This window comes from Tepidanaerobacter sp. EBM-38 (genome assembly GCA_001896545.1).
Classification (GTDB): Bacteria; Bacillota; Thermosediminibacteria; order Thermosediminibacterales; family Tepidanaerobacteraceae; genus Tepidanaerobacter.
In genome coordinates this window covers 1-15,682 of the sequence record MPOT01000095.1, presented here as the reverse complement: position 1 = coordinate 15,682, position 15,682 = coordinate 1, and the positions used below count along the sequence as shown (strand labels likewise).

Here is a 15,682-nt window from a genome sequence, read left to right as displayed (position 1 = left end):
GGCTTCACAGTTCCTTAAGTCAATAAGAGACGCTTAAGGAAAAGATATATCCAGAGGGAATACTTTTTATTTTAAAACCCATAGTATCTTGACGCGATCTTGACACTATCAAGCATTTAATATATTTGATTTATTTTATATGATTTGATATCATTATAACGTGACGATATTCATAATCTATAAATATGCAGGATTTTGTTTCAAAAAGACTGAATTATTAAACTCGAAACTTTTAATAAAAAGATAGCTAACCGAAAAAAGCAAGGTCTATAAGTGACTGTTATTTTTTTGTTTGAAGGCAAAACCTAATACTATTTCGATAATTTCAAAAAAGGGAGGTTTTTTTCTAGTGAAAGCATTGATCTATGCAGGACCCAAGCAAGCAATAGTAAAAGAAGTGCCGGATCCCACTCCTAAGGAAGGAGCAGTCAAAATAGATGTTAAATATTGCGGCATATGCGGATCTGACATCGGGATTTATCTCGGAACCCATCCCAGGGCGAAAGCTCCCCTAGTATTTGGCCACGAGTTTATAGGGACTGTTGCCACTGATGGTAAAAAGTTTAAAAAAGGCGACCGAGTGGCTGCTTTTCCTCTTTTAAGTTGTGGCAAATGTCTGGCATGTAGGACTGGCAACTCCCATGTATGTAACACTTTAGGTCTTATAGGGATAGATGTGGATGGAGGTATTTGTGAATCTATATATGTCGATGAAGATGTATTGTTTAAACTACCGGAGGATGTCAGCGATCGTGCGGCCGTGACTGTAGAGCCATTGGCTGTCATCATAAGAGCAGTCCACCAAATAAAGTTCCAGGCTTTGGAAAGTGCTGTGATTATTGGAGCAGGTCCTATTGGCATACTCACAGGTATCGTATTAAAGAATATTGGAGCCTCAAAGATCTTCATCTCTGATATTAATGAAAAGCGGTTGGAGCTGGCAAAAGAATTGGGCCTAAATACTGTAAATTCTTCAAAAGAGAATTTGAAGGATATTGTAAAGGCTGCCACCGATGGCGAGGGTTGTGATGTTCTGTTCGAGTGCAGCGGCTCTGAAGCTGCAGCTATGGATATGACGGAAATAACAAGAGTTCAGGGAAGAATCTGCATGGTGTCAGTCCATAAGCAACCACACAAAGTAGATCTTAGGCAGTTGAATTTTAAAGAACAGTTAATTATTGGAACAAGGGTTTACACTAAAGAAGAGTTTAGACAAGCTGTTGATTATTGCAAGGTCCTGGAAAAGGACTTAGAAAAGATCGTAACCCACATTGTTCCATTAAGGGAATCAGACAAGGCATTCGATCTGATTGCAGATATGAATGCTGGTGCTGTAAAGGTAGTTGTTGACTGCACTCAGAAATAAATAAATGAAGGTTGGTGTGTGCCGTGAAGATTTTGGTTTTAGAGGCTAGCACAACCGCAGCGAAGGCTATGCTCTATGACAGCTCTGATAACAGTTACGAAGTAAAGGCAGAAACATATAAAAATACATACGATGATGTAACGATTCATGATGCGGAAAATGTATATCAGCAGATGCTTGCTGTGGGTCGTGCCCTGGCAGAGGGAAAAGACATCGATATCATTGCACTTAGCGGAACCTGGCACAGCCTAGTGTTATGCAATAAGGATATGGTGCCTCAAACGCCTGTATATCTGTGGTCGTATACTGGCGCTGCAGGTGTGTGCAAAGAACTCAGGAAAGATAAGGAATATGTGAAGAATTTCTACAAAAAAACCGGTTGTATGGTAAATGCGATTTATCCCTTTTTTAAATTGCTTCACTTACAGCGGCAAGGATATGATTTAAAAGATTATTATATATTAGGTCAAGGTACCTACAACAATTACCGGATGACAGGCCAGCGGGTTATAACTCACTGTCTGGCTTCGGGTACCGGTCTATTAAACATTCAAACGAAAGAGTTTGACAAGGAACTTCTTGCGGCACTTGGCATTAAGGAAGAGCAACTGTCCATGCTCGTTGATTATAATCAAACATTCCCTCTTAATGAGGAAGCAGCTGCTGCTTTAGGGGTAAAACCGGGGATACCTGTGGTGCCTACAAACTCAGACGGTGGGTTAAACCAGGTAGGTTCAGGTGCTATGGAAGAAGGAGTAATGACGTTTTCTGTTGGTACTAGCGGTGCTATTCGACTGACAACTATGCAGCCAGTAATGCCGGAAGAACCGAGCACTTGGTGCTATATGTCGCCCAAGTATTGGTTAAGCGGAGCAGCAACTAACGGATGCTGTAATTGTATAGATTGGTTTAAGATGAGGATGTTCGGTCCCAATGTGAGCTATGACGAAATAGAAAAAGGCGTGAGAGATAAAGAGACAACACCGGTATTTCTGCCCTTTATTTTTGGAGAAAGGTGCCCGGGTTGGAACGATGAGAGGCTGGGCGGTTTCGAGGATATTCGTCCGCATCATACCAAATATGATCTATATAGGGCAGTTCAAGAGGGAGTGCTGTTTAATCTATATCATTGTTATACCATCCTTACTAAAGTAAACGGAGTTCCCAATAAGATTAAGCTCTCGGGAGGAATTCTGAATTCCCAGGAGTGGACACAGATGTGTGCAGATATCTTCCAGGCGGAAATGGAGATAGATAACAGTAAACATGCTTCTCTTCTCGGTGGAGCAGTACTGGCCATGGAGATATTGGGCGTCATTAAAGATGTTAAAGATTTTAATTTTGGTCAGTCGAAGGTTATTAGGCCGAATCCCGATATGACCAAATTATATCAAGAGAAGTTCGAAAGATATCTAAAATACTATTATATGAGCTAAAAGCACTAAAATGCCTACAGGGCAATGGTTTGTTCAGTGAATGTTTAATGGGGTAGTTAGCCTTATATGGATTTATAAATAATAGGGAGTGATTTTATTGAAGCTCTTTGATTTAACAGGGAGGAAAGCGATTGTAACCGGAGGTACCCGAGGGCTAGGTCGGGGAATGGCTGAAGGCCTTATGGAAGCCGGTTGTGAGGTTGTCATAGTAGGTTCCAGTTCAACTGCCGAAAATGTTGCCAAGGAATATAGAGATAAGGGATATAAATGTCACGGACTTAAAATTGACCTGGCAAATAGACAAGAATTGAAAGATGGATTCTTCAAAGCTTTAGATCTGCTGGGAGGCAGATTGGATATTCTTGTCAATAATGCTGGGATTCAAAGAAGACATTTTTGTGAAGAGTTCCCTATAGAGGATTGGGATCTGGTATTGGAGATAAATCTAAATGCAACTTTCCAGCTATGCCAACTGGCCGGACGTCAATTTATGAAGCAGAACTCCAAAGGCAAAATAATCAATGTGGCATCTATGTTGAGTTTCTTTGGTGGCTATACCGTTCCGGCCTATGCAGCCAGCAAAGGCGCTGTAGCACAGTTAACCAAAGCCTTGTCCAATGAGTGGACATCCAAGAATATAAATGTCAATGCCATTGCTCCGGGGTACATGGCAACGGAAATGAATACGGCATTAATTAATGATGAAAATCGCAACAAGGAAATACTGGCGAGAATTCCGGCTCACCGGTGGGGAACTCCTGAGGATTTAAAAGGGTTGTGCATCTTTCTAGCATCCGATGCATCCGACTATATATCTGGTGCAATAATACCCTGTGACGGCGGATACCTGGCAAGATAACTTTTTGCACTTACATAGATAGGTTATCATTAAGGGGGTGGTGTTTATAAGAAAATAGTGTTTCTTTATATCCAAAAAATAATTTATTAAATCTAAAGGAGGACATATTGTGAAAAAAAGGATTTTTGCCATTTCCATTGTATTGATATTAGCAATTGTCTTGACTGCATGCGGAGGGTCAAGCTCTCAATCGTCAACACCTTCTGGCGGTGAATCAGGTGGAGGAGATCAGGTAGTTGAATTGGTACTCGGAGGTGTAACATCTGACAGTGCCAAAGAGGCAGTAACCTTTTTTGCAGAAAAAGTAGCTGAGTATTCAAATGGTACCATTAAAATAATAGACTTTCCTGACAACCAATTAGGCAATGATGAGACAAGGTTTGAAATGACCCAGACTGGCGAATGCGATATTTCAATTGGTTCCACATCTTCAGTAGCCGCAACCTATAACGATTTTTACATTTATGATGTTCCCTTCATGTTCCTCAACAAAAATGAAGTTTACGACATTGGTTTTAACGGCGAAGCCGGCAAACAGATCCTGAATGGTTTAGAAGAACTGGGCCTTAAAGGTCTTGCATTCTGGGAAAACGGTTTCAGAAACTTGACAACCACAAATAAAGAGATTAAGGGTATTGAAGATCTAAATGGTTTGAAAATCAGAACTATGGAGAATGATATTCACCTGGCAGCCTGGAAGGCAATGGGCGCCAACCCAACTCCAATGGCATTCTCTGAGTTGTTCACTGCTTTGCAACAGGGAACTGTAGACGGACAGGAAAACCCAATTGGAATTATCGTTGGAAACGGATTTGAGGAAGTTCAAAAGTACCTAGTAATGACTGAACACGTTTACACTCCATACTATGTAGTAATGAATCTTGACAAATACAATTCCTTAACTCAGGAACAGAAGGATGCCCTTGAAAAGGCAATGGCAGAGGCTACCCTCTATCAATATGAGAGATCTCAGTATTATGAGGATATCTCCATCGAAGACATAGAAGCAGCAGGCTGCAAAGTAATTAAACTAACAGATGAAGAAAAGATGCCTTACAAGAATGCGGTAGAAAAGATCGATCCTGTAGCTATGGCTAAGAAAAAAATGGCCCGTCCAGAGTTGGCCGATAAACTGGTTAAAGAACTAGAGGCTGCTAGATAATGGGCGGAGATTCTATAGCTATCATAAATCCCCTGAAAAGGGGATTTATGATAGCTAATTACAACAGCAACCTTAGAGGTGATTACTTTGAAAAATGCTTTGAGTTGGCTTGATGAAAATTTAGAGATGTCCATTTGTGTTGTTTTAATGTCAGTTATGACGGTACTAATATTTGTCCAGGTCATTATGAGATACGTATTTTCTAACTCTTTAAGCTGGTCTGAAGAGCTGGCAAGATATGTATTTATTTGGCTAATATATCTTGGTATTAGCTATGGAGCTAAGATTAGGAAACATATAAAGATTGATGCAGCTATGAAATTATTTCCTGCGAGCATAAGACCATATGTGACAATAGTTGGAGACATATGCTTCTTTCTCTTTGCCGTATATATTACTATCACAGGGTATAAGTACGTTGGTATGCAGGCTACTTTCAATAAGGTATCACCGGCATTGCATATTCCTTACAAGTACGTTTTCGCTGCGCCAATGGTAGGGTTTTGCTTGGTATGTTACCGACAATATCAAACCATTAAATACCGGATTGATTGCATCAAACGTGGGGAGGAGTGGACAGATTGACAGGTGCAGTATTATTTATCAGCTTAACAATATTTTTGATTTTAAATGTACCGGTAGGAATATCCATTGGTCTTTCTACTCTAGCAGCAGCATTATTCAACCCTAGAATGACAGACACTTTTATTGTGCAACATTTAATTGCAGGCAGTGATTCTTTCCCACTTATGGCCATTCCTCTTTTCATTCTTGCTGGAGATCTAATGGGGGCCGGTGGTGTTTCCAGGAGAATTATTAATGTGGTCAATGCTTTTTTGGGTAGACTTACAGGTGGAGTAGCCATTGTTACAGTTGTTGTATGTATGTTCTTTGCAGCGGTATCGGGTTCTGGCCCTGCAACGGTTGCTGCCATAGGTTCCATTATGGTGCCTGCTATGGTGGAAAGAGGGTACGACAAAAGCTTTGCCCTTGCCGTAGCTGCTGCCGCGGGAAGTATAGGTGTTATAATTCCTCCCAGTATTCCAATGGTTATATACGGTGTCGGCACCGGCACTTCTATAACGGGACTGTTTATGGGGGGATTTATGCCAGGTATCCTCATTGGGCTTGCATTAATAGCATTATGTTATATTTATTGCAAGAAAAAAGGCTGGCGTGGAACTGATGAAGTTTTTACCATGAAAGAAAAACTTCAAGCTGTTTGGGATGCAAAGTGGGCACTGATTAATCCGCTAATCATCCTTGGTGGTATCTATGGTGGTTTATTTACACCTACAGAAGCTGCAGCGGTTGCAGCAGTGTACGCTTTTATATGTGGAGTATTTTTCTATAAAGAGCTGGATGCAAAGAAACTTTATAAGACGATTGCCAATGCCTGTTCTACTACTGGTACCACTATGGCCATCATTGGCTGTGCGACAGCCTTTACCAAACTGCTAACAATTGAACAGATTCCAATGAAGGTTACCAATGTATTGGTTGCTTTGTCTGACAGTCGAGTAATCATTCTGCTCTTAATAAACATCTTGCTGCTTATAGTCGGAATGGTCATGGACACAACGCCAGCTATGATGGTGCTTGCACCTATATTACTCCCCGTTGCAAGGTCTGTTGGATTAAGTCCAATACACTTTGGTCTAATTATGGTTGTCAATCTTGCTATCGGATTTTTGACACCACCGTTGGGCATCAACCTTTTTGTTGCATCTCGAGTTGGAAACACCAAACTTGAGGTCGTATTAAAAGATATTCCTATGTTTATAGCTACGATGTTACTCTGCCTAATGTTAATAACATATATTCCTGCTATAACGGAGACATTGCCTAGATTACTGGGCATTAATCTATGAGGAAAAAATAGCCATTGTAAGCAATTACGATGGCTATTTTAAAAAAAGTTTCTTGCGACAAACCACCTAATAATGAAAATATAGAGGAGAATAGGAATGAAAATTACGGAAATTAACACATATCTTGTGCGGCCAAGATGGTGTTTTGTTGAGATTATAACTGATGAGGGCTTAGTTGGATGGGGAGAGCCTGTAGTTGAAGGCAAGGCATCTACCGTCAAAGCTTGCGTGGAAGAAATGAAGCCATATCTTATCGGCGCCGATCCGAAGAATATTGAAGATATATGGAATATGCTTTATCGGGCAGGCTTTTATCGCGGCGGTCCAATCATCATGAGCGCTATAGCAGGAATTGACCAAGCTCTTTGGGACATTAAGGGAAAGTTTTACAATGCTCCCGTTTACGAATTGATGGGCGGCCCCTGTAGGGAAAGAATAAAAGTTTACTCCTGGATCGGAGGAGACAGGCCAAGCGACGTAGCGCGAGCGGCAAAAGAGAAGCAGGATGAAGGTTTTTCGGCAATAAAGATGAACGCAACGGAAGAACTGCAAATGATCGATAGTTATGAAAAAATTGATGCAGTATTGGAAAGAGTAGCTTCAATTCGGGAAGCTGTGGGCAAATATTTTGGTATAGCAATCGATTTTCATGGTCGGGTACATAAACCCATGGCAAAAATTCTTGCAAAAAAACTGGAGGAATTTGATCCCATGTTCATTGAAGAGCCAGTACTTTGCGAACACATGGAAGAATTTAAAGAAATTGCTCGTGCATGCAATATACCCATAGCTACCGGTGAAAGGCTTTTTTCAAAATACGATTTCAAGCGCCTTCTGCAGGTTGGAGGTGTGGACATAATACAGCCTGATTTGAGCCACGCAGGAGGCATAACTGAAGTGAAAAAAATTGCCGCCATGGCTGAGGCTTATGATGTTGCGTTGGCGCCTCATTGTCCCCTTGGCCCCATAGCCCTTTCGGCATGCCTGCAGGTAGATGCCACCTGCTATAACGCGATTATTCAAGAGCAAAGTATAGGCATACATTACAATGAACATCACGATCCCCTCGACTATATTAAGAACCCAGAGGATTTCAAATTTGTGGATGGATATGTAGCAATGCCGAAAAAACCGGGACTAGGCGTTGAAGTAAATAAAGAATTGGTTGTTGAAGAAAACCAGAATCCTCATAGTTGGAAGAATCCTGTGTGGAGGCATGCAGATGGCTCCATCGCAGAATGGTAAGATAAATAGTAGAATAGAAGAGATGTGGGGGTAGGCTTATTTTGAAAAGCAATTTTATTCAAATTCATCCAAAGGATAATGTGGCTGTCGCTTTAGAGGATGTAAAAAAGGGCTGCGATGTAATTATTAATGGATTTTCGCAGCGGATGGAAGTGTTGGAAGACATTTCTTTCGGTCACAAAATTGCCCTGGATGATATCAAAAAGGGCGATATGGTCATAAAGTACGGTGCCCCAATAGGCCATGCCGTCACTTCCATAAAAAAAGGCATGTGGGTTCACACTCACAATGTCAGGACAAATTTAGAGGGAAAGCTTGAGTATACTTATAATCCCGTTCCGGCAAAGAAAGTGGATGTTAGAAACCGAGGCCGTTTTTTTGAAGGCTACAAAAGAGCTGACGGGAGTGTCGGCACGCGAAACGAAATATGGATTATTCCCACGGTATCATGCGTAAATACAACTGCCAATACGTTAGCGAAGTTGGCACAAGAGTTATATCCTGATTCATGTGATGGAATATTTGCATATCCCCATAATGCAGGATGTTCTCAGCTTGGTGAGGATTTTGAGATTACACAAAAAATTTTGGCAAGCATCGTTCATCATCCCAATGCAGGTGGGGTGTTGTTACTAAGCCTTGGATGTGAAAATAATGATTTTGAACATTTTATACCGGTTTTAGGAGACTATGATCCAAAAAGGATTAAATTTTTGGTTACTCAAGATGTAGAGGACGAGATAGAAGAAGGTTTGCGATTAATCGGTGAGATTGTTGAAAATATAAAAGATGATAAAAGAGAGCTTTTGCCGGTCAGCTCTCTAAAAATTGCCTTTAAATGCGGAGGATCGGATGCCTTTTCCGGCATTACTGCCAATCCTCTTTGCGGGCATATCGCCGAGACCGTCACAGCCCTTGGAGGAAGCGCTATCTTAACTGAAGTTCCGGAGATGTTCGGAGCTGAGACTTTCTTAATGAATCGTGCAGACAGCCAAGAAACTTTTAGAAAAGTTGTAGAAATGATTAACTCTTTTAAGCAGTATTATATAGACCACAACCAGCCAATTTACGAGAACCCTTCTCCCGGCAATAAAAGAGGAGGGATTACCACCTTAGAAGAAAAATCCCTGGGCTGTATTCAAAAGGGAGGCCAGGCTACGGTAACCGACACGCTGTATTACGGAGAGCATTGCAAGAAAGCCGGCCTAAATCTCATGATAGGCCCCGGAAATGACAGCATTTCAATTACTAATCTTCTTTCTTCCGGTGCACAAATTCTCTTGTTTACCACCGGAAGAGGTAATCCGCTAGGGACGGCCATTCCTACAATTAAAATATCCACAAATACCAATCTTTACAATAGAAAGAAGCAATGGATTGATTTTGATGCTGGAATTATCCTGGAAAACAAGTCCTTCGAAGAGGCGGCTGATGAGCTGTGGGATTTAATTATTGATGTTGCTTCTGGAAGAAGAAAAACCAAGAACGAAGTGAACGGATACAGGGAAATTATGATATTTAAACAAGGAGTTATTTTATAAAAAACAGAGGTGAACAAATATGGCATTGGATTCAGTAAAAGAGGGTAATGTTGTAACCCAACTAGTATCTAAAGTTAAACTTCCCAAAATGGCAAAAGTAAGGCAGATTATGGATCAAAGTCATATACCCATAGCAGATATTCCGAAAACTGTTAAAGAGGAATTGGAACGGGCAGGCATGCGTGGCCGCATAAAGCCTGGAATGAGTGTCGCAATTACTGCCGGCAGCAGGGGAATAGCCAATATCGCTATAATTACAAAGGCAATTGTGGACTATGTGAAAGATTGTGGAGGAGAGCCTTTTGTATTCCCAGCAATGGGAAGCCACGGTGGTGCTACAGCTAAGGGCCAGCTTGAGATTCTGGCGTCATACGGCATAACTGAGGATTTTCTCGGTTGTCCCATAAAGTCCAGCATGGAGGTTGTTGAAATAGGTACAACAGAGACCGGAATGCCGGTATATGTAGATAAACACGCCTATGAAGCAGATGGAATAATCCTTTGCGGAAGGGTAAAAGCCCATACGGCATTTCGCGGTCCTTATGAAAGCGGTATTCTCAAAATGGCAGTAATCGGGATGGGAAAACAAAAAGGTGCAGATACGGTGCACCAGGATGGGTTCTATGAATTAGGCAAAATGCTTCCTATTATTGCAAAAGTTATCTTTGACAAAACCAAAATCTTGGGTGCCGTTGCCATAATTGAAAATGCCTTTGACCAAACATGTCTAATCAAAGGCATGTTGAAGGAAGAAGTTTTTGAAGAAGAACCCAAGTTACTGATTGAATCAAAAAAACGCATGGGGCGTATTTATTTTGACAATATAGATGTGCTGGTCGTAGATCGCATCGGCAAGGACATCAGCGGAGATGGCATGGATCCAAATATTACAGGGCGGTTTGCAGTGCCTTATATTGAAGGAGATATAAAGGTACAGCGCATTGTGGTGCTTGACCTGACCGATGAAACTCACGGCAACTGCAACGGAATAGGATTGGCAGATGTTACCACAAAAAGATTGGTAGACAAGATAGATGTGGATGCAACCTATCCCAATATTGTGACATCCACAGTGCTGAACACTGCCAAAGTACCCATGTTTACCCATTCCGATAAAACCAGCATACAGGTTGCGCTAGCTACATGCAACTATATAGATAGGGAAAACCCAAGGATAGTGCGCATAAGAGACACCAGGAACGTGGAAAAAATTTATATATCTGAAGCTATGCTAGAAGAAGCTCGTTCCAATGAAAACATTGAAATATTGGAGGAGCCAAAAGACTGGGATTTCAATGAGGAAGGGAATCTGTGGTAGGTAAAGATTCAAGTTCAAAAAAAGGAAGGAAGTGAGAACCATGTCTCAAAGAATACTTGATAAGATCCTGGAAGAAAAAATTATTGCTATCATTAGAGGTATTTCAAGCGAAAAGATTGTGAATTTGGTTGAAACCCTCCATCAAGGGGGGATTTCATGCGTAGAAGTCACTTTTGACCACACAAGTGAAGCTAAGATTAAGGACACTTTGACATCCGTTGGCAAAATCAAGAAACATTTTGGTGACACTATATACGTTGGGGCCGGCACGGTAATGACTTCCGAGCAGGTCCATCAGGCAGTAGAGGCAGGTGCAGAATATATCATATCCCCGAATGTAGATGCAGATGTGATTGAAGAGACCAAGAAATTAGGCAAGGTTTCTATACCGGGAGCTTTGACTTCAACCGAAATTGCTTTTGCTTATAAATGCGGGGCAGATATTATCAAATTGTTTCCTGCTGGAGACTTGGGTGTCAGCTATCTCAAGTCCATCAAGGCTCCCTTAAAACATATTCCTATATTGGCGGTAGGTGGAGTGAATTCCAAAAACTGCGTTGATTTCATGAAGGCGGGAGCGGCAGGAATTGGCGTTGGAGGGAATCTTGTCAGCGCCAAATTAGTGGATGCCGGCAAATTTGATGAAATTGTGTCGGCTGCAAAAGAATATAAAGAAGTGTTGAAGGACTGGTAAGATGAAAGGAAAATATATTTTTTATTATGATTCAGGGACTTCTAACACTCGTTTGTACGTATTAGACCATAATTTGGAAGTATTGCATGTTAACAAGAAAAATGTAGGTTCCAAAGATTCAGCAATTGCAGGTAATAATCGTGTTCTGATTCAAGGCATGAAAGAGCTTTACGATGAAGCTATAAAGGAAATGCAATTTTCTAAAGAGGATATTGCATCCATATATGCATCGGGAATGGTAACATCACCGTATGGGTTAAAGGAAGTTCCCCATTTGGAACTTCCTTTAACGGCCCAGGAGTTTGCAAATAGTGTTGTGCCCTTTTTTGAAGACACATGTTTTAATGAGGAAATATTACTGATTCCGGGGCTAAAGACCGTCAATAAAGATTTCTCTTATGTCAACAACATGCGCGGTGAGGAAATTGAAATTTTTGGCACCCTTGATGAATTAAAAAGTTTAAACAAAAGTAATATAGCGCTATTTTTCCCAGGTTCACATACACATATTACCTACATTCAGGATGATAAAATAACAGATATTATTTCAAACTTTACGGGAGAATTATTCTATGCGCTAAAAACCGCAACCATCTTATCACCTATATTAAAAGCGGATTTAAATGAACTGGATGAAGCTATGGTGAGAAAAGGTGTGGAGAACCTTATAAGATTTGGTTTTAACCGTGCCATCTATATCTGCCATGCAATGCGAATTTTCAATGAAGGCACGGAAAAAGAGAGATTTTCTTATGCCGAAGGAGTTGTAAACGGCGGAATAAGACAGTCACTGGAATATTACTGCAAGCATTTTTGGAAAGAGTGCCAAACGGCTGCTGTTGTAGGAGATGAATTCATGTATCGCTTATTCTCCATCATTTTTGAGGGAAGCGAATACATTAAGGAAATTATATGGTTGCCGATTTCCGATAAGAAGAGTTATGCTGTTGAAGGACTCAAAAAAATTATAAGTTTAAGAAGGGAAAGCTTATGAGTAAAAAAGTATTAATTACATCCAGATCTTTTGGCCAGATTAGTGACGAACCGGTTCGCATATTAAAAGATGCGGGCTTGGAATTGACATTGATGGGAAAGGATTTCAATCAGGAAAAATTTGAAAATATTGTTCCGGAATATGACGCCTTAATAATCGGAGCACACGTTTTTCCAGAAGAGGTCATGGAGAAATGCACGAAGCTTAAGATTATCTGCAAACACGGAGCAGGTGTCGACAATATTCCTCTGGAAAAAGCGAAAGAATTGGGAATTGTCGTGTGCAATGTCCCGGGAACCAATTCCAATGCTGTAGCAGATCTGACTTTTGGACTTATGTTAGCAGCTTCCCGAAACATAGTTTTGGCCAACAACAATGTCAGAAGAGGGGAATGGAAGCCGGTAGTTGGCGAGGATGTATGTTATAAAACTCTCGGTCTGCTTGGCTTTGGAGCTATTGCCAAAAATGTGGCCAGAAGGGCGAAAGGTTTCGGCATGAAGGTGCTTGCCTACGATCCTTTCATAAAAGAAGTGCCGGAAGAGTTTAAGGAATATGTTACACTGGCAGACTTTGAGACGGTAATTAAGAGCTGCGATTTTCTCTCCCTGCACCTCCCCTTAACAGATGAGACCAAAAACATGATATCTGCCAAAGAGCTGGCCATGATGAAGAAAGGTTCCTATGTCATCAACACCGCCCGAGGCGGAATTGTCAACGAGAAAGATTTATATGATGCCCTGGCTTCAGGACATATTGCGGCTGCAGCCCTAGATGTGGCAGAAAAAGAACCTATCGATGATGATAATCCCCTGTTAAAATTAGATAATGTAATAATCACTCCCCATATTGGAATGTACTCCAAGGAGGCAATTAATGCTGTAAGCCTCATCTGTGCAGAAAATGTGGCTGCCGTGTTCCAAGGTGGAACATTGAAATTTCAAATAGTTTAGCTGATAGGTTTTTTTATACCGTTTTTTTAAAAAACCTTGTAAATCTTAAAGTGTCTCTCAAGCGAAAAACACCGGAACTAACAATATCCGCCTCATGATAACTGTAATAGGCATTGTAAACTTTCTTGCCAATTACGGCTTGAGGCGGATATTATTGTTTCACTAGTAAATCTTCTTTCAGAACTTTTTGCTGTTACTATAGTTTAGGGAAATCACGTGAAATCGTGATTTCTTACTAAAAAGATGTGAAATGTTTTTTGAGTGTAACTAAGATTAAGAAAAACAATATATTGATAGAAAGGCTGATACAAAGGGGAGAAATGGGATGCTGATTGAAAAAATTGAGGAATATTATAAAGAGCATGATTTAAACTGTGCCGAGACGATGCTCTATGCGGCAAATGATGAATACAAACTGGGATTGGATAAAAACGCCCTTAAGATGGCAGCAGGTTTTGGAGCTGGAATGTACATCGGTACTGTATGTGGTGCCCTTAGCGGGGGAATAATGGTAATTAGTCGGCTTTTCGTAAATGACAGGGCACATATTAGCCCTGATTTAAAGGAATTGGTAGAAGAGTTTTTGCGTAGATATTGCAATAAAATGGGAGATATAAATTGCTCTTACTTAAAAGAACACCACCACAACAAAGAAGTTAGGTGTCTTAATGTTATAAAAGAAGCGGGGATTATCCTTGATGATATAGTGAAACGTGAATTAAACAGTTCAAAGAATAAATAATTTACCCGCTTGATAAATACAACCCCGAAGATAGTACTTTTACTAGGCCAATAGATACAGCACTGTCAATAAGATGGTGCAGTAGAGTTCCGATGCCTACTACGACAAAAGCTGTATACAGTTCAAAACCAAGGGGAAGTACAATCAGGGCCTCGCCCAAGGCATGAATTGGAGCGACATAAATTAAGGCTTTCTGAAAAGAAAGGCCTTTTTTTATTAACAAGGCTCCGGCCAAGGCGAAAAACACGTGAACAAAGGCACGTGCAGCTATAACAGGTCCCATGATAAGTAAAAAACCCAGAGTGGAACCCAGACCCACCATGACCGCTGACGTAGGGCTAACTAGCATTGCTATCATGGATGGTACATGGGATGCCAAAGTTGCCGAAAAAGGAGGTATGTAGATTTTAAGATAGCCTCCGAAAGCAATGGGAATAAGCAGTGATAAAGCAGTAAGTAATGCACTTGTGACGATTTCTTTTGCTTTCATGACATTAGTCCTTTCATATTTTCTATTTTAATGTTAAAGTGACGATTCATAGTAGTCGTCAGTTAATACAAGCTCGCTCAGATTATTTTTTCTATGGTTCTAAGACTCGGTTGCTGCAAAGATCTAAAGCTTTAAACTACCTTTTTATTTAATAAGAATTATACTGTATATACACCTGACTAGTCAACTGGTTACAAAAAAACATTATTCTAATAGCATACCTTTTTCTTTCAGTAATCTTTCAGCTTTGTTTATACAGTCGAAATTTATAGCTTCAACAGTGTGAAGATGGACACCGTTTGTTAGCTGTGAGAGCAGTTTTGCCTTATGTTTTTTGATAGCTTGGATAAAATTATCTACGTCTTTAGAGTTTGAAAGCATTAACAAACCGTGAAGTTCACCGTACAAAGGATGTTCTACTATGACATCTATAACCTTGCAGCCACATTCAATAAAAGTTAATAGCTCTTCACGGGTATTTTCTTCTTTGTGACATACTGCGATTTGCTTAGTGCAAACAGGTAGGGGGCTTTTCATTAAGTACCCTTGGGAAGTTGAAATAATATCTTTCCCGGAAGCCCTTAGAATAGCAATATCCTGGACTATTACCTGACGTGTAACACCAAAAATTTTAGCAAGTTCATTACCCGATATAGGTTCATGGCGCGTATTTAATAACTTAATGATTCTTTCTCTTCGTATCTCAGTATTCACTTTACTAACCTCCCTATATCCCAAGACCCATTATATCAAACCTATTACAACACTTAAAGAATGAAGACGAACTTCTTTAGCCACAGTCCTGATATTTCCTTTACAATTAAATTATGTATGTCTACTTAGTGTAAAATTACTTTGGGAAAAAAGGAAAAAATAAAAGATAAGAGTATCTCCTCTGTGATATGATATAATCTGCAAGAACCACAAAAAATCACAGAAAAGGAGATACCCTTATGGAACTAATTATACAGGAAATCATACAAAAAATCAGTAGTAGTTTTGAAAAAGAGCTAG

15 protein-coding genes are annotated in these 15,682 nt (G+C 40.3%); 13 read left to right on the top strand and 2 right to left on the bottom strand.

Annotated features, from left to right (window positions below; all coding sequences use genetic code 11):
- The first annotated feature begins 349 nt into the window (after positions 1-349).
- The 13 genes from BUC45_RS10260 (at position 350) to BUC45_RS10200 (ending at position 14,178) form a co-directional block, all read left to right on the top strand.
- Positions 350-1,366 (top strand): alcohol dehydrogenase catalytic domain-containing protein, encoded by a 1,017-nt coding sequence (locus tag BUC45_RS10260; protein WP_296972126.1) that lies wholly within the window; start codon positions 350-352, stop codon positions 1,364-1,366.
- 23 nt (positions 1,367-1,389) lie between these two features.
- Positions 1,390-2,802: an FGGY family carbohydrate kinase gene (locus tag BUC45_RS10255; RefSeq protein ID WP_296972123.1), complete on the top strand. Its 1,413-nt coding sequence runs from the start codon at positions 1,390-1,392 to the stop codon at positions 2,800-2,802.
- A 97-nt stretch (positions 2,803-2,899) separates the two neighbouring features.
- Positions 2,900-3,661, top strand: a complete 762-nt coding sequence (locus BUC45_RS10250; RefSeq protein WP_366750152.1) for an SDR family NAD(P)-dependent oxidoreductase — start codon at positions 2,900-2,902, stop codon at positions 3,659-3,661.
- Between the two features lie 109 nt (positions 3,662-3,770).
- On the top strand, positions 3,771-4,823 hold the full coding sequence (locus tag BUC45_RS10245; RefSeq protein WP_296972119.1) for a DctP family TRAP transporter solute-binding subunit: 1,053 nt from the start codon (positions 3,771-3,773) through the stop codon (positions 4,821-4,823).
- A 78-nt stretch (positions 4,824-4,901) separates the two neighbouring features.
- Entirely contained in the window at positions 4,902-5,408 is a 507-nt protein-coding gene (locus tag BUC45_RS10240) for a TRAP transporter small permease (RefSeq protein WP_296972116.1), read from the top strand.
- A complete protein-coding gene (locus tag BUC45_RS10235; RefSeq protein ID WP_296972113.1) occupies positions 5,405-6,694 on the top strand; it encodes a TRAP transporter large permease in 1,290 nt (429 codons plus the stop codon). Before BUC45_RS10240 ends, BUC45_RS10235 begins: the two co-directional genes overlap by 4 nt.
- A 96-nt stretch (positions 6,695-6,790) precedes the next feature.
- Complete coding sequence (gene dgoD / locus BUC45_RS10230) at positions 6,791-7,939, top strand: galactonate dehydratase (protein WP_296972111.1); 1,149 nt, start codon at positions 6,791-6,793, stop codon at positions 7,937-7,939.
- Between the two features lie 41 nt (positions 7,940-7,980).
- Positions 7,981-9,480: a UxaA family hydrolase gene (locus BUC45_RS10225; protein ID WP_296972109.1), complete on the top strand. Its 1,500-nt coding sequence runs from the start codon at positions 7,981-7,983 to the stop codon at positions 9,478-9,480.
- Between the two features lie 19 nt (positions 9,481-9,499).
- Positions 9,500-10,798 (top strand): lactate racemase domain-containing protein, encoded by a 1,299-nt coding sequence (locus tag BUC45_RS10220; RefSeq protein WP_296972108.1) that lies wholly within the window; start codon positions 9,500-9,502, stop codon positions 10,796-10,798.
- 40 nt (positions 10,799-10,838) lie between these two features.
- Positions 10,839-11,492: a bifunctional 4-hydroxy-2-oxoglutarate aldolase/2-dehydro-3-deoxy-phosphogluconate aldolase gene (locus tag BUC45_RS10215; RefSeq protein WP_296972107.1), complete on the top strand. Its 654-nt coding sequence runs from the start codon at positions 10,839-10,841 to the stop codon at positions 11,490-11,492.
- 1 nt (position 11,493) lies between these two features.
- A complete protein-coding gene (locus BUC45_RS10210; protein WP_296972106.1) occupies positions 11,494-12,486 on the top strand; it encodes a 2-dehydro-3-deoxygalactonokinase in 993 nt (330 codons plus the stop codon).
- Positions 12,483-13,436 (top strand): phosphoglycerate dehydrogenase, encoded by a 954-nt coding sequence (locus BUC45_RS10205; RefSeq protein ID WP_296972104.1) that lies wholly within the window; start codon positions 12,483-12,485, stop codon positions 13,434-13,436. Before BUC45_RS10210 ends, BUC45_RS10205 begins: the two co-directional genes overlap by 4 nt.
- Before the next feature lie 325 nt (positions 13,437-13,761).
- Positions 13,762-14,178: a C-GCAxxG-C-C family (seleno)protein gene (locus BUC45_RS10200; protein WP_296972102.1), complete on the top strand. Its 417-nt coding sequence runs from the start codon at positions 13,762-13,764 to the stop codon at positions 14,176-14,178.
- Between the two features lies 1 nt (position 14,179).
- Here BUC45_RS10200 and BUC45_RS10195 read toward each other — a convergent pair whose 3' ends face one another.
- Complete coding sequence (locus BUC45_RS10195) at positions 14,180-14,668, bottom strand: ECF transporter S component (RefSeq protein ID WP_296972100.1); 489 nt, start codon at positions 14,666-14,668, stop codon at positions 14,180-14,182.
- Positions 14,669-14,872: 204 nt separating this feature from the next.
- Positions 14,873-15,382, bottom strand: a complete 510-nt coding sequence (locus BUC45_RS10190) for a transcription repressor NadR (protein ID WP_296972097.1) — start codon at positions 15,380-15,382, stop codon at positions 14,873-14,875.
- Positions 15,383-15,682 lie beyond the last annotated feature (300 nt).

What these genes read in the sequence shown, in the direction of transcription:
- BUC45_RS10215 (WP_296972107.1), top strand. Translation starts at nt 10,839, where the DNA reads ATGTCTCAAAGAATACTTGATAAGATCCTGGAAGAAAAAATTATTGCT.
- BUC45_RS10210 (WP_296972106.1), top strand. Translation starts at nt 11,494, where the DNA reads ATGAAAGGAAAATATATTTTTTATTATGATTCAGGGACTTCTAACACT.
- dgoD (WP_296972111.1), top strand. Translation starts at nt 6,791, where the DNA reads ATGAAAATTACGGAAATTAACACATATCTTGTGCGGCCAAGATGGTGT.
- BUC45_RS10195 (WP_296972100.1), bottom strand. Translation starts at nt 14,668, where the DNA reads ATGAAAGCAAAAGAAATCGTCACAAGTGCATTACTTACTGCTTTATCA.
- BUC45_RS10220 (WP_296972108.1), top strand. Translation starts at nt 9,500, where the DNA reads ATGGCATTGGATTCAGTAAAAGAGGGTAATGTTGTAACCCAACTAGTA.
- BUC45_RS10205 (WP_296972104.1), top strand. Translation starts at nt 12,483, where the DNA reads ATGAGTAAAAAAGTATTAATTACATCCAGATCTTTTGGCCAGATTAGT.
- BUC45_RS10200 (WP_296972102.1), top strand. Translation starts at nt 13,762, where the DNA reads ATGCTGATTGAAAAAATTGAGGAATATTATAAAGAGCATGATTTAAAC.